Origin of the sequence: Candidatus Sulfuricurvum sp. RIFRC-1 (assembly GCF_000310245.1) — a bacterium.
GTDB lineage: Bacteria > Campylobacterota > Campylobacteria > Campylobacterales > Sulfurimonadaceae > Sulfuricurvum.
The window spans coordinates 1,512,796-1,530,392 of record NC_020505.1; the positions used below are offsets into that span (position 1 = coordinate 1,512,796).

17 protein-coding genes are annotated in these 17,597 nt (G+C 41.8%); 1 reads left to right on the forward strand and 16 read right to left on the reverse strand.

Features of this window, described 5'->3' with window-relative positions:
• Positions 1–75: 75 nt before the first annotated feature.
• Positions 76–2,298: an EAL domain-containing protein gene (locus tag B649_RS12265; RefSeq protein WP_015653935.1), complete on the forward strand. Its 2,223-nt coding sequence runs from the start codon at positions 76–78 to the stop codon at positions 2,296–2,298.
• Here B649_RS12265 and B649_RS07595 read toward each other — a convergent pair.
• From B649_RS07595 to efp, 16 genes are all read right to left on the reverse strand, one after another.
• The gene (locus B649_RS07595) at positions 2,295–3,281 is read right to left on the reverse strand and encodes a HAMP domain-containing sensor histidine kinase (RefSeq protein ID WP_015653936.1); all 987 of its coding nucleotides are present in this window, start codon (positions 3,279–3,281) and stop codon (positions 2,295–2,297) included. The genes B649_RS12265 and B649_RS07595 overlap by 4 nt on opposite strands.
• Complete coding sequence (locus B649_RS07600; RefSeq protein WP_015653937.1) at positions 3,281–4,519, reverse strand: M18 family aminopeptidase; 1,239 nt, start codon at positions 4,517–4,519, stop codon at positions 3,281–3,283. Before B649_RS07600 ends, B649_RS07595 begins: the two co-directional genes overlap by 1 nt.
• Positions 4,520–4,521: 2 nt before the next feature.
• Entirely contained in the window at positions 4,522–5,520 is a 999-nt protein-coding gene (locus B649_RS07605) for a virulence RhuM family protein (RefSeq protein ID WP_015653938.1), read from the reverse strand.
• 77 nt (positions 5,521–5,597) lie between these two features.
• Positions 5,598–5,867: a Txe/YoeB family addiction module toxin gene (locus B649_RS07610; RefSeq protein WP_015653939.1), complete on the reverse strand. Its 270-nt coding sequence runs from the start codon at positions 5,865–5,867 to the stop codon at positions 5,598–5,600.
• A complete protein-coding gene (locus B649_RS07615) occupies positions 5,861–6,106 on the reverse strand; it encodes a type II toxin-antitoxin system Phd/YefM family antitoxin (RefSeq protein WP_015653940.1) in 246 nt (81 codons plus the stop codon). The genes B649_RS07610 and B649_RS07615 overlap by 7 nt, the downstream gene beginning before the upstream one ends.
• Positions 6,107–6,165: 59 nt before the next feature.
• Positions 6,166–7,737, reverse strand: coding sequence for a non-canonical purine NTP pyrophosphatase (locus tag B649_RS07620; RefSeq protein ID WP_015653941.1), 1,572 nt, complete (start codon positions 7,735–7,737; stop codon positions 6,166–6,168).
• A complete protein-coding gene (locus B649_RS07625) occupies positions 7,730–8,707 on the reverse strand; it encodes a beta-ribofuranosylaminobenzene 5'-phosphate synthase family protein (RefSeq protein ID WP_015653942.1) in 978 nt (325 codons plus the stop codon). Before B649_RS07625 ends, B649_RS07620 begins: the two co-directional genes overlap by 8 nt.
• Entirely contained in the window at positions 8,691–9,419 is a 729-nt protein-coding gene (locus B649_RS07630) for a hypothetical protein (RefSeq protein ID WP_015653943.1), read from the reverse strand. The genes B649_RS07625 and B649_RS07630 overlap by 17 nt, the downstream gene beginning before the upstream one ends.
• On the reverse strand, positions 9,416–10,573 hold the full coding sequence (locus B649_RS07635; RefSeq protein ID WP_015653944.1) for a DNA adenine methylase: 1,158 nt from the start codon (positions 10,571–10,573) through the stop codon (positions 9,416–9,418). Before B649_RS07635 ends, B649_RS07630 begins: the two co-directional genes overlap by 4 nt.
• On the reverse strand, positions 10,557–10,853 hold the full coding sequence (locus B649_RS07640; protein ID WP_015653945.1) for a chorismate mutase: 297 nt from the start codon (positions 10,851–10,853) through the stop codon (positions 10,557–10,559). Before B649_RS07640 ends, B649_RS07635 begins: the two co-directional genes overlap by 17 nt.
• A 273-nt stretch (positions 10,854–11,126) precedes the next feature.
• On the reverse strand, positions 11,127–11,540 hold the full coding sequence (locus tag B649_RS07645) for a hypothetical protein (protein ID WP_015653946.1): 414 nt from the start codon (positions 11,538–11,540) through the stop codon (positions 11,127–11,129).
• 3 nt (positions 11,541–11,543) lie between these two features.
• Complete coding sequence (gene dnaE, locus B649_RS07650) at positions 11,544–15,083, reverse strand: DNA polymerase III subunit alpha (protein WP_015653947.1); 3,540 nt, start codon at positions 15,081–15,083, stop codon at positions 11,544–11,546.
• A gap of 60 nt (positions 15,084–15,143) precedes the next feature.
• A complete protein-coding gene (locus tag B649_RS07655; protein WP_015653948.1) occupies positions 15,144–15,590 on the reverse strand; it encodes a YaiI/YqxD family protein in 447 nt (148 codons plus the stop codon).
• Positions 15,591–16,361: a DUF1566 domain-containing protein gene (locus B649_RS07660; RefSeq protein ID WP_291750843.1), complete on the reverse strand. Its 771-nt coding sequence runs from the start codon at positions 16,359–16,361 to the stop codon at positions 15,591–15,593.
• Complete coding sequence (locus B649_RS07665) at positions 16,327–16,893, reverse strand: DJ-1 family glyoxalase III (RefSeq protein WP_015653950.1); 567 nt, start codon at positions 16,891–16,893, stop codon at positions 16,327–16,329. The genes B649_RS07660 and B649_RS07665 overlap by 35 nt, the downstream gene beginning before the upstream one ends.
• 127 nt (positions 16,894–17,020) lie before the next feature.
• Positions 17,021–17,587, reverse strand: a complete 567-nt coding sequence (gene efp, locus B649_RS07670; RefSeq protein ID WP_015653951.1) for an elongation factor P — start codon at positions 17,585–17,587, stop codon at positions 17,021–17,023.
• Between the last annotated feature and the right edge of the window lie 10 nt (positions 17,588–17,597).

Consider the following 17,597-nt stretch of genomic DNA (forward strand, 5'->3'; position numbering starts at 1 on the left):
GCCATTTACGATTTTTTTCGTCACAAGAGGCTTTTTCCTATGTTATAATGATAATGAACAGGTAAAGAAAAGGTTATGATTGTGACACAAACGAAACAACGCGCAATACTCTATGCTATGAGTATTGTAGTATTGCTCATTATCGTTTTTATTGTCACAATTGTCCAAGATAAGAAAAAAGTACTCGAAGAAAAAACCTCCGCACACCGTGCCCTACTCCGTAACTCGTATGATTTGGCAATGCTCGATACCCAAAAAGGGCTCAACGAATTAGCGTGCAAACTTGCCGGAAACCGAGAGATTGTCGATGCGTTTGCTGCAAGAGATCGTGAAAAGCTTTATCAGCTTTCCCTCCCCTATTTTAATGAAGCCAAGGGACGTGGCGAAGTGGATATGAGCGGATTTGTCGGGGCTGACGGTGCTCATTTTCTCCGCCTTCAAGAGCCAAAGAAATACGGGGATAACATTTTACACAAACGGCCTGTGTTGGCCCATGCCATTAACACCCGGCAAAGGGTTACTACTTTAGATGTGACTATCTACGATGTTTCCGTTGTAACCATTGTCCCGATTTTTAAAGGTAAGACATTTATCGGTATCATCCAAACCGTTGCTAAAATCGACCGCGTTCAAAAACGTCTGGATGCCCATTCAGGGATAAAAAGTGCCATAGCTTTTGATACCAAAAAACTTAAAAATCTTTTACCCGATGCAAACCATATTACCTATCACAGTTATTCACTTGTCTCTTCAAATGACACCCTTTTCGATCATCTTCCTTCCAATTTCAACTTTGAGCAAAGCAATCGCTATACTATCGATATTCATGAGTATGTGATCGCTTCACGTTCTCTAACCAACTATAAAAATGAAGTCATAGCCATGATGACCTGCGCATTTGACATTACAGCAGATGTCCGTGAATATGAAAGAGAACTTCGAAATCTACTCATAATCAGCTTTGTATTGTTAGCGGTTATCGGGATCGTCTTACATTACGGTTTTCAAATCTTCATCCGCCGAATCGATCGTGATGCTCAAGTTACCCGAGAACTGAATCAAAAACTATCCCATCAGCTTCATAGTGATCATCTCACCTCTCTCCCTAATCGAAATGCACTCATCCGCGATATCCATTCCAGCCGCTTTTATGCCCTTATCCTTTTAAATATCGATAATTTCAAAGAGATCAACGATTTTTACGGTCATGCCATCGGAGATGAGACGATTCTAGCACTCACACACTCTATCCAAGAAGCGATTCAAAATCTTCCAATGAAGCTCTACAAGATGCCCTCAGATGAGTATGCAATCGCCCTCATTGAACCGATGGACTCAACCCAGCTTGAAGCGTCACGCCTCACCATCATCCATCATCTGGAATCCAAGTACTACAATATTCATGGAGCCAGTATCTATGTCACCCTAACGATGGGGATGGATATCGCTCTGCGCAATCGAATAACCAATTCAACCAATCTCCTCACCAATGCCGATATGGCGTTAAAAGCCGCTAAAAAACGACACCTTAGCTACTTGCTCTACGATGAGACAATGCAAATCAAACAAGAGTACCAAAACAATATTTTATGGAGCAAAAAAGTCAAAGAGGCAATCGAAGAGAAACGGTTTGTTCTCTATTATCAACCAATTCTTGACTCTAAAACCGGAGAATTGGTCGAGTATGAAGCGCTCATCCGTATGATCGATACCAATGGTTCAACCATTGCTCCGGGCTATTTTCTCCCGGCTGCGAAGCAATCGCGTCTCTACCCGCTTATTTCACAGTTCGTCATTGATGAAGTCTTTAAGATGCTCGAAACGACTCCTCACCGCTACTCCATTAATCTCTCTGTTGATGATATTTTTGATAAGCCTACCAAACACTTTTTAATAAGCAAGCTCCATTCTACCGCTCATGCAAAACGGCTTATTTTTGAACTTTTAGAGAGTGAAGGGATTGAAAACTATCAGGAAGTTTCTTCATTTATCGCCGAAGTTAAAGAGTTTGGCTGTCGCATCGCTATCGATGATTTCGGCACAGGGTATTCCAATTTTGCCCATATTTTACGGCTTGATGTCGATATCCTTAAAATCGACGGTTCATTGATCCGTAACATCGATACCGATACCAATGCGCAAACGATTCTAACCGCCGTTACCGAATTCTCCAAACGGCTGAATCTAAAAACGGTAGCCGAATTTGTCCACTCCGAAGCGGTCTATGATAAATGTAAAGAGTTAGGGGTGGATTATCTCCAAGGATATTATCTCGGAGAGCCTAAGCCATTGGATTAAAATGAGAGGGTAAAGCGGAACCCTTTACGTTCTCCCTCACACACCCCAATCTCTCCGCCATGTGATTCGACGATATTTTTAGCCAATACCAGTCCCAAACCATTACCCCGTTCTTTCGTACTTTTAAACGCTTCAAAAAGCCACTTCTTGTTCTCGATGGCGATTCCGCTGTCATAGACTTCAAAAAGATGAAACTGTCCCACTTTGGAGTGGAGTATTTCGATTTTTCCCTCATCCTCTTCGTCCAGTTCTATTGCATCAATCGCATTAAACACGAAATTCGAGAACAACATCGTTAATAAATCCAAATCCCCAAAAAGTTCAAAATCCTCTTGGGGAAATACAAACTCAATATTTTTGGCATAACTGTAATACCCGATAGCACTCATCAACGCTTCGCGTATTTGATTCCAATGAAGCCTGTTTTTCTGAGCGCTCACCCCTTTGGAGAACATCAATGTCGCTTTGATGATCCGTTCGATCCGATAGAGCGATTTTTGAATCTCTTCCACAATAGGACGATTTTCAGGGATAACCCTTTTGATCAACGTCGATGCGAGAAGAGCGATCGAGCCGACAGGATTGCGGATTTCATGACTCAGATGTGCCGCCATCTGCCCCATGGTCGCGAGGTTCTCTTTACGCTTTTGTTCGGTGATATCGGTCGCACTAAAAAGGTGCTTTTCGTTGTGGTGAACCGATTTAATCAGATAAGAGCGCTCTTCAAAATGTACCTCATAATCCTCTTCCACGAATCGGAGTGTTTCAAACAAGGAGCTCAAAGATTTAGCCTGAGAGTTTTGTAGAAATATCGTCCCGTCCGTCTCAACGATCCAAATCGCATTGGGAAGAAACTCGATCACCTGCTCAATCGTACTTTGAAGATAATCATACGATTGGCGAAGGGCGACATACTCCTCTTCAACCTTGTAGGTTTGATCGATAAGGGATTTAAGTTCTGCGGGAGAAATAACCTCAGACATTAAAAATCGCCCACATGCATCAAAATACGGTAGAGTCCATAAGCATCACTGATACCGGAAAGTTCACGAATAGAGTGCATACCGAGCGTCGGAACCCCCACATCGATCGTCTCAATCCCCAAACGGGTTGCAGTGATCGGACCGATCGTACTGCCACATCCCATATCACTGCGGGTGATAAAGGTTTGAATCGGAATATGCAGCGCTCTGGCACATTGTACAAACCGCCCCTGCGTTCGAGCGGAAGTCGCGTAACGTTGATTGGAGTTGATCTTGATAGCAACCCCTTGGTTCAAAATTGGAGCGTGTTCTGACTCATGTTTGGTTGGAAAATTGGGATGCTGTGCATGGGCATTATCACACGATACCATCAAAGAACGGCGCATCAATGTGGTAAAATTTTCACCTGCGATACGGCGAAGGGTCTCTTCCACAAACGTCCCCCCTGCCCCGACATGAGAGTCACTCCCCACCTCTTCATGATCCATACACGCTAACATCATCGGATACGAGGTTTCGAGCAAAGCATTCATCCCGACATAACAGCTGAGGAGATTATCCAAACGTGCCGAGGTGATAAATTCCCCGTTGACCCCGACAAAAGAGCCTTTTTGCAGATCATAGAAACTGAGTTCATGGGCTAAAAGGGTAAGAGAGGCAGTATCTTCTTGAATCTGTGAGAGAATAAAGGTTTCGAAATCGACATCCCCCGTCGCGATGATGGGGACGATGTCACTCTGGGCGTTGATAGAGCGGGAACTGTTCGCTTCACGGTCAAGATGGATAGCAAGCGAGGGGATAAAAGCGATAGGATAATCGATAGTGATCAGAGCCTCTTTACGCACCTCTCCATCGAGATAAACAACACGTCCGGCTAACCCCAAATCACGATCAAACCACGGATTAAGAAGCACTCCACCATAGGGTTCGACTCCGAGTCGTTTTACCCCTGCGGAGGTTGTCAGAGGATTGGGTTTGAGGCGCAGATGAGGAGAATCGGTATGAGCCCCTACGATGGTGTACCCTTTTTCATTACATGGCGGATAGGTAAACGCGATAATCGAAGAGTCGTTACGGGTAACGTAGTAGTCTTTATCCTCTTCGAGATTCCAGACCTGATCCTCTTCAAGACCGATAAATCCGCGACACTCCAATGCTTTTTTAATCCATGCCACCGCATGAAACGGTGTCGGAGAAGCATCGATAAAATTGATAAGTTCTTCGTTAAATTCGCGCATAATTACCCTTTCTTTTCTGTTTTTAAAAACAATCTATCAAAATCGCTCACATACTCCTTGTCTTGAACCACTCTAAATTTTTCATATTCATCCAAAGCCAATGCAATGGCAATTTCATGAGAAATTTTGCCTTTATGATCCAATACCTCTTTTTCATTGAACTGTAAAAAAGCATCGAGTTTTGCCACCCAATCTTTCATACTCATCACTTGTTTATTTTTGGCTTGAAACTCTGCATAATCAAGATACATTGTGACAATCCGATTGAAAAAATCCAACTCTTCTAGTGTGAGATAGTTTTTGGCTACTACCACATCGGCTCTTCTAATTTTGCCATCGGGTGAGTTTTTCCAGCTTGTAAGTCCAATGTTGTCTTTATTGCTACCCACTCGATTATAGATGATTTCAGCAGCTGTCTCGCCTACTATCGCCCAATGGAGTTTATTTTGCACGGTCGCAAAAAACTCTCTACTCGTTTCGTGATTTGGGTCATAGTCCGCACTGCACTGCGCATAAATATCGGTAATCTTCTGATAAAGCCGCCGCTCACTGCTTCGTACATCTCGGATTCGCTCCAACTGCTCATCAAAATAGTCTTTGCCAAATATCTGCCTCGGGTCTTTGAGCCGTTCATCATCCATCGTAAAACCTTTGATGATAAACTCTTTTAGGTGTTGAGTAGCCCATTGACGGAACCTTGTCCCTTGGAGTGATTTTACCCTATAGCCTACGGAAATTATAATATCAAGATTATAAAACTTTATAGGCTTGTCTGAATGAGCAATGTGCAAATTTTGCACATTGCTTTTTTCTTCCAGTTCACCCTCTTTAAAGATATTATTAATATGTTTTGTGATGACGGTTCTGTCTCGCCCAAAAAGCCCTGCCATCTGTTCTTGTGTCAGCCATACTGTCTCATCTTGCAGCAGCACATCGACTTTGATTTTTCCGTTTTCGGATTTGTAGAGTAAAAACTGTGTTGGTTGGAGTTGGTTTTTCATCTACTTTTCCCTCTCTACAAAATTCTTATATTATAGCTCTCGACATTGTATCACTACTAAAATATGGCAAAATGCAATCATTCTCCATAATGGCTCCACATCCGCAATACCCTCACCGTTTTACTCTCTTCGATCACCTGATAGACCAAACGGTGCTTGATATTGATACGGCGAGAGTAGGCTCCGCTGAGATTTCCGACGAGCTTTTCATAACTGGGCGGGTTTTGGAACGGGTTAACTTTGATAATTTCGATCAACTCTTTTGCCTTATCAGCTAATCCGTGAGCAGAGAGATTTTTGGCATCTTTTTGTGCCTCTTTGCTGTAGAGGATCGTATATTTTACCATTCGACCGTTTCACTAAATTCGCTATCAGGTGCATTCATGGCATCCGTAATCGATTGTGCCATATTCGAGATTGTGGTGAGGTACAACGTCTCTTCTATCGCCCTCCAGTCCTCTTGGGAAACCATAACGGCGTTGTGGCGTTTGCCTGTGATAATGATCGGTTCGTGGCTCTGTGCCGTCTCATCTATAAGATTATAAATATCAGATCGAGCTTGACTGGCGGTTATAACTTTGGTCATAGGTGCTCCTTAGTAACAAATCGTACCTAAAAGCGTACGTTTTGTCAAATGAAACCAATTTACTGATATTTTTTTATCAAATACCGTGCCATGCTAATGCCCGTACTATTTATTTTGTATTTAACCGGATTACCTTTTTTAGCATCATAATATGGATGAAAATTTTGATTAAAATAGCGACTTATGTTATCTTTATGCTTTTTAATATTCAGTATCTTTTCTATTAATACTGACAGTTCTGTGGTAGTATAAACTTTTTCTTCATTATTCTCTAGGCATCTATTATCATCTAAATATAAAGTAATAAGAATCGATTCTTCGAGTTTCAAACCTTGCGATGCTATTTTATGCTCTGATTTTTCCATCTGGCTATCAGGCAAAATATCTTTATACTTATTTTCAAATTTTAAATAGAAATCATCACGACTTTGTTCATTTAATAATTCGTTTTCTTGATATATTACACGCATCTCTTTCAAACCCATATCGGCTTGCTGACGATCTTTTTCTTCAAATTTTTCAAAAGTAATTTCGTCATCTTTGCGTTTTCGGTTCTTATTACGCTCATACCGTATTTCAATATCTGCATCAATATACACAATATTAATATCACATTTATATTTTTCCAAAAAACACTGAATTTCTTGAGGGTTACGAAAACCGCTAATAATGACAGGAGTATCTTTTAATCGATTCATGTGTTCAACGATCAAATCAGCAACAATACAGGGATTTTCCAAAAGAGCTTCCTGTGCAAAATCTCCAATTTTTAAATCAGTATTGACCCCGTGCAACTCATAAAATTTCTGATGCATAAAATCACTGGCTTCAAGATGGAAATAACCGTATTTTTCAGCGAGATGACTTGCAAGTGTACTTTTACCTGCACATGTAGGTCCAACTAAAATCAGATGATCGAAATAGAGTGGTAATACATGTTGCTTAATCAAGGGAGCAGTTTTTTCCTTGATAAAACCTTCTTCTTTTAGAAACAAAAGAACTTGATCAAAAGCTTTTTTCCTAAAATCATAAACTTCTGATCTTTGAACTGTCATGGCACCAAGTGGAGTATTATTTTCTGGAGTAAACCATTTGTTAAATGTTTTATTATCAAGCCAAGGATAGGATGGATTTGTCGCATATTCATACTCAGTGGTGACAATATTACCCTCTACTGTCCCCGTAAACTGTTTGTAATCTATACTGTATTTATCCCGTAACTTTTTTGGTAGATGTAAAATTATGTCAGAGCGAACAAAGCTTTTTCGATTGTTTCCCTTAGCTATTAACATCTCATCAAGCATCTCAAAGGTATGTTCTTTCATCCAATACTTGATGTCAAGTCCCGGCACTTCTTCCCCGTTTTCACTGAGAGCTTCAATCATAACTGAGGTATCTTCGATAATAAAAAACTTCTCATCAGGATTGGAAACATTTTTACTAAACCGTTCAAGTGCATCTTTATAACTTTCGCTTAAAAGCTCTTCTCTAACGTAAATACGGGGTTCTACATATCCAATGCCGTAGTTTTTTTGTTTCGCAATAGTAATCGGATATTCACGCGCCAAATACTGCACATGGGCAAGTTTAATACGGCTTGATGTGATAAAGATTATTTCGAGGTTAGTCATGGATAATGATGCGTCCAATATTATTAGGTCGAGTCACACTCAGATCACATTCGGGTAAGAGTTTTTTAGCATTTTTAATAACGTTTTGCATATCCTCCGCGATAAAAAAAAGCGATGCGCCAAGACTAGACATCCCTATGGCAGTTGCACCCGCTTTGTATAGCACCTGCTCCATTTGTTTGATGCTATCCCCATAGAGGTGTCGTTCAGCACTTTTCCATCGACATGCCTGAATATTTTTGATCGCTTCGCTGAATGTTGCCCTATTATCTTCTTTAATCCCGCCCAATACCCCATAAACGACATGATAAAGAGTTTCATACGATTCGGAGGGTTCTATCGGGCAGGTTTGACTAAAAAAAGCTTTTTCTTCTACTTCATTTTTAGACATTATGTATTTTGGTATGCAAAGACCAATTTCCCAATCGGGCATTGGCTCGTGTAAAAGAGCCAAAGGAGATGATGGATGTTTCTCAGTCGCACATGAGGGGAGAAAGTTTTCCCCCTGATCTCCCCGTCCGATATCAAATACATAACCGCCATTGAAATAGGTATGGATACCGATACCCGATGTCCCGCCTCTACCTGAAGCATTGATGATCTCTTGTTCTGTATACTCTGAACCATTGATAAGATAGAGAAGTTCCAATGATGCAAGACGAATCGCTGTCCCTGTTCCAAATCCCATATGAGATGCCACATCGCCGGAAATTTCAATGATACATTTTTGGACAAAGTTTTTTTGATCGGCTGTTTGTTCGAGGACGTTCAGTAACCGTTGTTTCTCATCCATACTGAAACCACGTACACGATGATCGATAATCTCGAAACTTTGAAAATTCTCGCCACGTATGTTCAATGACGGTTCTTCAATCGCAAAACCAAAACCACCGTTTTGGCGGTAACCATTACTGTGGAGAGATATAAGAGTGGTATGAATACGGCTATTAATTTTAATCTGCACGAGCATTAGCCCATTCATTTTCAAAATATTCTATATATTTTTTTGCAAATAGACTTTCAGTAATCATATGTAGTGCAGGAGTTTGTCTACTTGTAATCCCCGAAAAAACAGGACCAATAAAACATTGATTGTCATAAACGAATATACTTTGAGTTGGAATATGATCATAATATTCAACTTGAAAATTTGAATATTGAGCTTTTAATTTATTTAATGTTGGCTGTGCATTGTCATATTTGTTTTTTGCCTTTTCATCATTCAGATTGAGTTTATTTGCTACTAAAATTTTTACTTCGATACCTTGAGCCAGTTTAGATAATAAAATCTTTTTTTCTGCTACTGAGTTATCTTCATCAGCAAAATCTTTTAAAAAATCATCCACTGTATTTCCCATAATCCAAAGTCTAGTTTTAAGATTATTTATAGTTTCTCGATAAGTATCTTCATTATACTTATTACTCAAAATATTAATAACACCCAATTTTTCAAATTTATCATATTTTTTATGTTCATACCATGACAGCAAAAATTGAGTGCATGCCACAATAAAACCCACAGTCAAACCACTTATAATTGATGATATATTCGCATCAATATTAGTTTTTGAATTTGAACTCCATACAAATAAATACATTGATAACAAACCTACAACAAATAAAAACAAAAGTAATATAATCCATCGCATTGGAAAATTAACTTTTTCGGAAAAAATTATCATTTTGGTATCCCTATTAACAAGATTTCAGTGCGTTTTGCTTTTGCCAATGCATGGCTGAGTGGTTGAAGATTCAGAATTACTTTTTTAAAATGTAAATGGAAAAAAACTTCTAGCTCTTTTACACTTGGAATGGCATTTGTCATATATGAAAGTACAACAATAGAATTTTTATGCTGTTCTATAAGATTAAAAAGTCTTTGGGTGAATTGATGTTTTGATTCCCATTTTTTAATATGTGGATTCATATGAAGCATCTTCGTCTTATGACTATCATCTATCATCAAATGCCACTTATCATATTGAGCTATCCCCTCTAAAAAATGATATTTTTTCCAATAACCATCATTTTTTGTAGTATCCGAAATATACGGAGGATCAATGTAAATTAAATCATATTTAGCCGGTATTTCTTCAGCACTCGACGGAGATAAAATACAAAAATCATGTTCATGACGATTTGGTAGTTTATGTAATTCATAAAGAATTTTTTTTGCTGTTTCAGGAAATGGTGTATTCCATGTTGTGAGATTGCCAAAACTACGTTTAACATCTGCATTCCGAAGATATAAATTAGCACGATGAAATAAATTATATGGACGTTTCATCATGGAAGCCTGAAATAGTACATATAAACATAATTCTCTATCAGATTTATTTTTAAGACTTTTTATTGCTTCGATAGCTCCATCAAGCCAATGATTTTCTTCATCTGTAAAATAAATAGTTTGAAATGTTTGAGAGATAAACCCCGTTTGGATAGGCGTAATATTATTAAAAAAGTTTTCAAATTTGATCAGTTGTTTACTACTGATTCCACCGCGTAAAAGGACGTTAGCCGATATTGTATTGGATTGTAATGCATCATGAAAAGTTACGTTTTTGCCCATTGCTTGAAAAAGCAAAGATACGCTTGCCGTTCCACCGAAACAGTCTAAAACTGTTTGATATTCTAAATCTTTTAAATTTTCATATATCCAACCGAGAATTCGCTTTTTACTACCGTAATAACGTGTTTTTGGAAAAAGTGTCAAATATTCATGAATAGTAGTATTTGTTTGTGAGGATTGAGGATAAAAAGACTTATCCAAACACTCTTCTTCACCAAACTCTATCCCATAATTTTTAAGTTTATTAATATTATTTGTTTTCAGCAAGAGAAAGCCACTCCTCATGTTCAAGCCCAATACTATGCTCGATCAACTCCGAAAACAATTTTTCCATAAAATCAGGGTCTAAACCCTTTTCATCTGCTTGAAGTCGTATCGATAAAAGCATAGAGGTTATCCGTTCGGGAACACGAACTCCGGTTTCTCCTACAGGAGAATCTTTAAACGGTGCGGCAGAGAGGACAAGAGAGCGACGGTCGGCGATGAGAGCAATAATTTTGCTATCGATTTTATCAATAGCACTCCGAATATCTGGCAAACTCGTCATCAAACCCTCATTAAATCACTTAAATTAATTATATTTCTTAATATAATACCGTATTTTATCTCTAAATCAAATCCACATCTTCCAATGCACCTAACTCTTCTATCACTGTATCACTACCTATTGACATCATCGTCAATAAGGCGTATAATTTTGGTCAACAGATAGCCTCTGTCATTGTTAAAGACCATCGGAGTTCGTTTAGGACGTAAGGCAAAGGATAGCTTCGGCTAGGCACTAGCTAACAACCGTAAAATCGTAGCAGTTTTTGGTCTGCTACACCACTTCAAAAAGCGTTTTCAATCTCACAACTTTCTCTCTGCTCAGATTTGTTTTGACCATTTTTACACTATTATTTTCATTTTGTTTGATAAAAATCAAAGACGTTACAGGCTTGCCCGTTTTTCTATCTGGAACGATACTACGCTCCAAATTTACAAACTTTTCAAGATAATAAGGAATTTTACAGATAAGATAAACGTCATCATGGTGCTCATTTTTAATATGCCGGATTTCATCACTGTGAATAACACATGTATAATCCCGAATATCGATGAAAGAAAGTTTCCATGCTTTATCTACGGTATTTTGGGATAATAAAAAAGAGACTTGACCACAATACGTTTTATCCAAAAGTGATAATTCTACGAGATTACAAATCTCGGCTTCAAGTTTCTCAAGCTCTCTCATGGATTAAATCACATCCACATCTTCCAACGCACTTAATTCTTCAATCACCTTGTTATCCACTCTTATCGCCGAATCGATCACGACATCGGCAAGTTTCGAGACGATGGTAAGCTTGATCTCACGGCGTCCCGGATGACGGCGGACGAGGGTGTAGAGTTTCTCTAACGTTTCGAGATTGTCGCTGAGGCGGATGCGTAACTGCAACGGCTCTTGCGGCGGAAGGTTTTCGACGATTTTGGTCTCTACCTTTTTCGCCTCTTTCTTCGCTTCGTTGAGGGTCATAATCTTCGTGACGCTGATGCGGGTGAACATCTCAGTATGGGTTACTTTGACCTTGAACGCAATCGGCTCATCGAGATCCATTGCTTCGAGTTGATCAACCCTGTCGCTAAAGAGCATCACTTCGATATTGCCGTGGAAGTCCATCAGACTCACAAGTCCGAACATCGACCCTTTTTTCGACATCTTTTTCGTGATTGTTTCGACTTTACCGATGAAGATGGCAGTGGAACCGTCTTCGATGTTTTCTACCTCAGAGGAGAGAGTATAGTTGATCGCGTCGATTTGGTCGCGGAAGTTGTCGAGGGGGTGACCGGAGACGTAGAAACCGAGGGTGTCTTTCTCGAAATCGAGGAGGGTTTTGAGATCAAACTCCTCCATGTTTTTGAGGTTGAGTTCGACCGCCGTCACCTCTTCGTCATCTCCGAAAAGGCTGAATTGGGCATCTTTTTTCAGAGATGAGCCTTTTTTAGCCGTTTCGACGAGGGTTTCGACTTGCTCTAGCAATGCGCGGCGTGAGTAGCCGAAGTGATCCAATCCCCCTGCTTTGATGATGCACTCGATCACCCGTTTGTTCACTTTTTGAGGCTCGATGCGGTTGATGAAGTCTTGGATATCTTTGAACTCACCCTCGGATCGTGCTTCGAGGATCGATTCGACCGCCGCTTCCCCAACCCCTTTGATCGCCCCCAGACCGAAGAGGATTTGATCCTGATCGTCTTTGTTGATTGCGGAAAATTCGAGCTGTGAGTGGTTGATATCGGGAGCGCCGAGGAAGATTTTCATCCGTTTGGCTTCGTCGATGTATTTGACGACTTTGTCGGTGTTGTCTTTCTCAGACGTGAGCAATGCCGCCATAAATTCTTGCGGATAATAGGTTTTAAGCCATGCGGTTTGGAAGGTGACCATCGCATACGCCGCCGAGTGGGATTTGTTGAACCCGTATCCGGCGAATTTCTCAATCAGATCGAAAAGTTCCGAGGCTTTTTGATAATCCAACCCCTGCTTTTGCGCCCCTTCACTGAACTCACGGTTGTATTTTTGCATCTCTTCGAGTTTTTTCTTACCCATCGCACGACGAACGATGTCCGCACCGCCGAGGCTCATCCCCCCGATGGTTTGAACGATCTGCATAACCTGCTCTTGGTAGACGATAACCCCATAGGTGGGTTTTAGGATCGGCTCAAGGGCAGGGAAAACGTAGGTAATCGCCTGACGCCCGTGTTTACGCTCGATAAAGTCATCCAACATCCCCGATTCCATCGGTCCCGGTCGATAGAGGGCGAGTACCGCAATCAAATCCTCGAACACGCTGGGTTTGAGCCGTTTGTTCAAATCCTGCATCCCCGAACTCTCGATCTGGAACATCCCGATGGTGTCACCGCTTTGGATAATCTCGTAGACTTTCGGGTCATTCTCATCGATGGTGTGCCAGTTGACCACTACGTCGTACCGCTTTTTGATCAGTTTGATCGCATTATCGATAACGTCGAGGGTTTTAAGTCCCAAGAAGTCGAATTTGATCAAGTCGATATCTTCGAGGTAGTTAAGGGAGTACTGGGTGACGAATGTCTCCTCGCCGGAGGGCTTATAAATCGGAGTTTTTTTCCAGAGCGGCTCATTCGAGATAACGACTCCCGCCGCGTGCATCCCTGCATTGCGTTTCAGCCCTTCGAGTTTTTTGCTGAATTCCCATACACGCATGGCTGCCGCATCGCTTTCAATCAGTTCCGCAATCTTCGGCTCTTTTTGGAAGGCTCCGGGTTTGAACTCTCCCCCTTTGGTTTTACCGTTGAGGGTGATTCCCAGCTCATCAGGGATCAGTTTTGCCATCATGTCGGCTTGGGAGAGCGGCATTTCCAAAACACGCGCAACGTCGCGGATAACCCCTTTGGCGAGAAGTGAACCGAAGGTGATGATCTGCGCCACCTGCTCCCGCCCGTATTTGCGGACGACGTAATCGATGATCTCGCCGCGACGCGCCTGCATGAAGTCCATATCGATATCGGGCATCGATACCCGTTCAGGATTGAGAAAACGCTCAAAAAGGAGATCGTATTTCATCGGGTCGATGTCGGTGATCTCTAAGCTGTAAGCAACAAGACTTCCCGCCGCCGATCCCCGCCCGGGTCCTACGGCAATCCCCATCCGTTTTGCTTCACGGACGAAATCCCAAACGATGAGCATATAGCCGGGGAATTTCATCTGGTTGATTACCTGCATCTCGAACTCAAGCCGCTCACGATACTCGGTATGACGCGCTGAGGGAACGTGGATCAAACGCTCTTCGAGACCGATACGGCAACGGTGGATAAAATACTCCGAATCTTCTTCGATATTCATCCCCTCTTCGAGGGCGTATTCGGTCGTAAATTTAAAATTCGGCGGGGTAGGATTCCCCAGTTTGAGTTCCAACTGGCACTTATCGACGATCTCTTGGGTGTTATAAAGCGCTTCGGGGATATCGGCAAACAGTCGTGCCATCTGCTCAGGAGATTTGATGTAAAACTCATGGACGGAGTGGCGCATCCGCTTGGGGTCATCGTAGAGTTTATTCATCCCGATACACATGAACGCTTCGTGGTACTGCGCATCACCTGCATAGGTGTAGTGGGTGTCGTTGGTGGCGATAAGCTTAATATTCGTCTCTTGGGAGATTTTAATCACCTGCTCATCGATAAAAAGCTGATCGCTAATCCCATGGCGCATGATCTCCATGTAGAAATCATCGCCAAAAATTTCCTTGTACTCTAACGCGATCCGCTTCGCTTCATCGTATCCTAACGCCCCGTTTTTGACATTCCGCTCATTGATGGTATTGAGATGCCAGTTTACTTCCCCCTGCAAACACGCCGAGGTACAAATGATCCCCTCGCAGTTCTCGCGAAGGAGCTGTTTGTTGATACGGGGAAAGTAGTAAAAGCCGTTGATATAGGCTTGGGAAGAGAGGTACATGAGGTTTTTATAACCTGCTTCGTTTTTGGCAAACAAACAAACGTGAAAACGTTGTTTGATCGTTTTGTCCCCCAGCTCTTCACCGTTATGGATGTAGGCTTCCATCCCGATGATCGGTTTAAGCCCCGCTCCGCGCATCTGCTGATAAAAATCGATCGCCCCGAACATATTGCCGTGATCGCTCATCGCGACCGAGGTCATCCCCAGCTCTTTAACGCGAGAGGCTAACGCTGAAATTTTGTTCGCACCATCCAGAAGAGAGTATTCGGTATGGAGATGGAGATGGGTAAAAGGGGGGACTGTGCTCATAAAAAAAGTGCCTTGAAAAAAAGTAGTAGATTATAATGTCTAAAGGGTAAAAGGGAGCTTTTACAGCCGTTTAGAGAGCAGCTTATTCAACCCGTCGGCAAACGCTCGAACCGTTTTTTCCCCGATAGCACTAGGCCCTCCGGTGATCTCTCCGTTATTGCGCAGTTCTTCCATCAGGTTACGCATCGCGAGGAGGTGTTTTATGTTGTTCTCATCGTAAATCGTTCCGCGCGGATCGAGTCCGACTGAACCTTTCGTAACGATACGATCGGCGAGAGGAATATCGGCGGTGATGACGATATCACACGCTTCGCACAGCTCGGCGATACGGTGATCGGCTTCATCGGGTCCCTGTGCCACCACTTCCATCGTGATATGATGAACATTAGGGATTCCGATCTGTTTATTGGCAATAAAAATCGTCGTGATTTGCCGTTTCAATACGGCGCGAAGGAGTATCTCTTTAAGGGCATTCGGGAAAGCATCGGCATCGACAAGTATTTTCATCTAATTCAAATCACTTACACATCGCACGTATGCCGATTCTGTTTTGCTAACCGTAGCGACGGAACCGAGCTTAAACCCTACGACATATGCTTCACGCTCATTCAACGTATCGCTTGTCCAATAGTAACGATGCATCATCGCCCCAAAATATTTCATATCCACACTCGGACGAAAATAGGTGTAATCGACGATACCATAAAGTTCATCCGTAGTCGGCAAACGCCATGTTCGAGCGCTCAAAGTGAGGTTTTTACACTGCTCTTGTGCTAACTCATACGTATATTTAGCTCGTTTGTCGGTAGTTTCCAGTAAATGCCATAAAAGAGCAGAATTTTTATCTTCTACCCCCTTCGATGTTATCCGATAATTTTGAGAGGGTTTCTTTTCAAGTGTGTTCGTACACGCAGCGGCAATTTTTTTACTCGGGGGTGAGAGGGTAATATTACGCTCTTTGGGATAAAAGCTGTACCCAACCATCGCGATAATCCCTCCATCCCCTTCACTTCCCGTCCCTATTTCCGTATTGTCCGAAGGAGCTCGATTGGATGACCAATAACTAAAGTTTTCACCAAAGGGAGCAGGTTCAGGGAGAGAAAAAAGCTCTTGTATCGACATCTGCCGCCAAGAAGAACCTAAATTTCGGCAATATTCATGGGCTTGTTCTTGAATATAGGACTCACTCTTAGAGACATGAACCTCACCCCATGCCAAAGTGGAGAGTAACGGGAGTAAAAAACTAAATTGTCGCACAGTAATCGGCGAGCAATCCACTCTTCAACCCTTCATAGGTTTCATTTCCAACCAGTTTTTTAACGATAGCAAGACCAAAACAGATAGCTGTTCCCGGTCCGCGTGAGGTCATAATATTACCACTTTCGACAACTGCATGCTCCGCACCTCTAAACCCGCCTGTTTTTATCTCATTTTCAATACTCGGATAGCAGGTGTACCCCTCTTTAAGTACCCCTGCACTCTCCAGAGCAAACGGTGCAGCACAAATCGCTCCGATATTTTTACCTTTTGCGTCCATCGCTTTGAGGAGATTTTGAACCCCTGCATCCTGCGCAAGAGCTTTCGTTCCACCCCATCCGCCGGGAAGTACGATCATATCGAGTTCATCAGCACTTAAGCCTGTGATGGATCGGTTACACTCGACAATGATATCGTGGGCACCTTTGACGTGAAGAACCTCATCCAAAGCCCCCATAATTACCTCAATTCCCGCACGGCGCAAAACATCGATAATACTGATCGCCTCGATCTCTTCAAAACCTGTCGCAATAGGGACTAAAACTTTTAGCATAGGTAACTCCAGATAGTGAGAATTAATGTAATCATTGTACCTTCTAATATAAAAATAAGAATTAATGATTTGACTTAGAAAAAAGAAAAAAAGAAGTTTGCTCCCGAAAAATCGGGAGAGAAAAAGATTATTTTACTTTCTCCATGTATTCACCCTCAACGGTGTTAACACGGATAATATCACCTTCAAGTACATGGTAAGGAACTTGAACCACGGCGCCCGTTTCCAAAGTAGCCGGTTTTTTAGAACCGCTCGAAGTATCACCTTTAAAGTTCGGTGGAGTTTCTACGATTTTGAGTTCCATAATTTCCGGTGCTTCAACACTGATCGCGTTACCGTTATGGAAGATCATTTGAACGCTGGTACCGTCTTTGATCCATTTCATTGCATCTTCACATTGATCGTACGTAAGACCGAGTTGCTCATAGCTTTCGTTATCCATAAACTGAAGCATTTCGCCATCGTCATACAAAAATTGCATCGTAGTATGAACAAGATTCGGTACTTCGAATTTATCCCCCGCATGGATCGTTTTTTCGATCACTTTACCGTTGATAAAACTCTTTACTTTACAACGGACAAACGCCGCCCCTTTGCCCGGTTTAACGTGTTGGAACTCAACTACTTTATACGGAACACCCGTAATCTCCAAACGTACACCTTTTTTGATATCACCCATACCGATTGTTGCCATCAGGAAACCT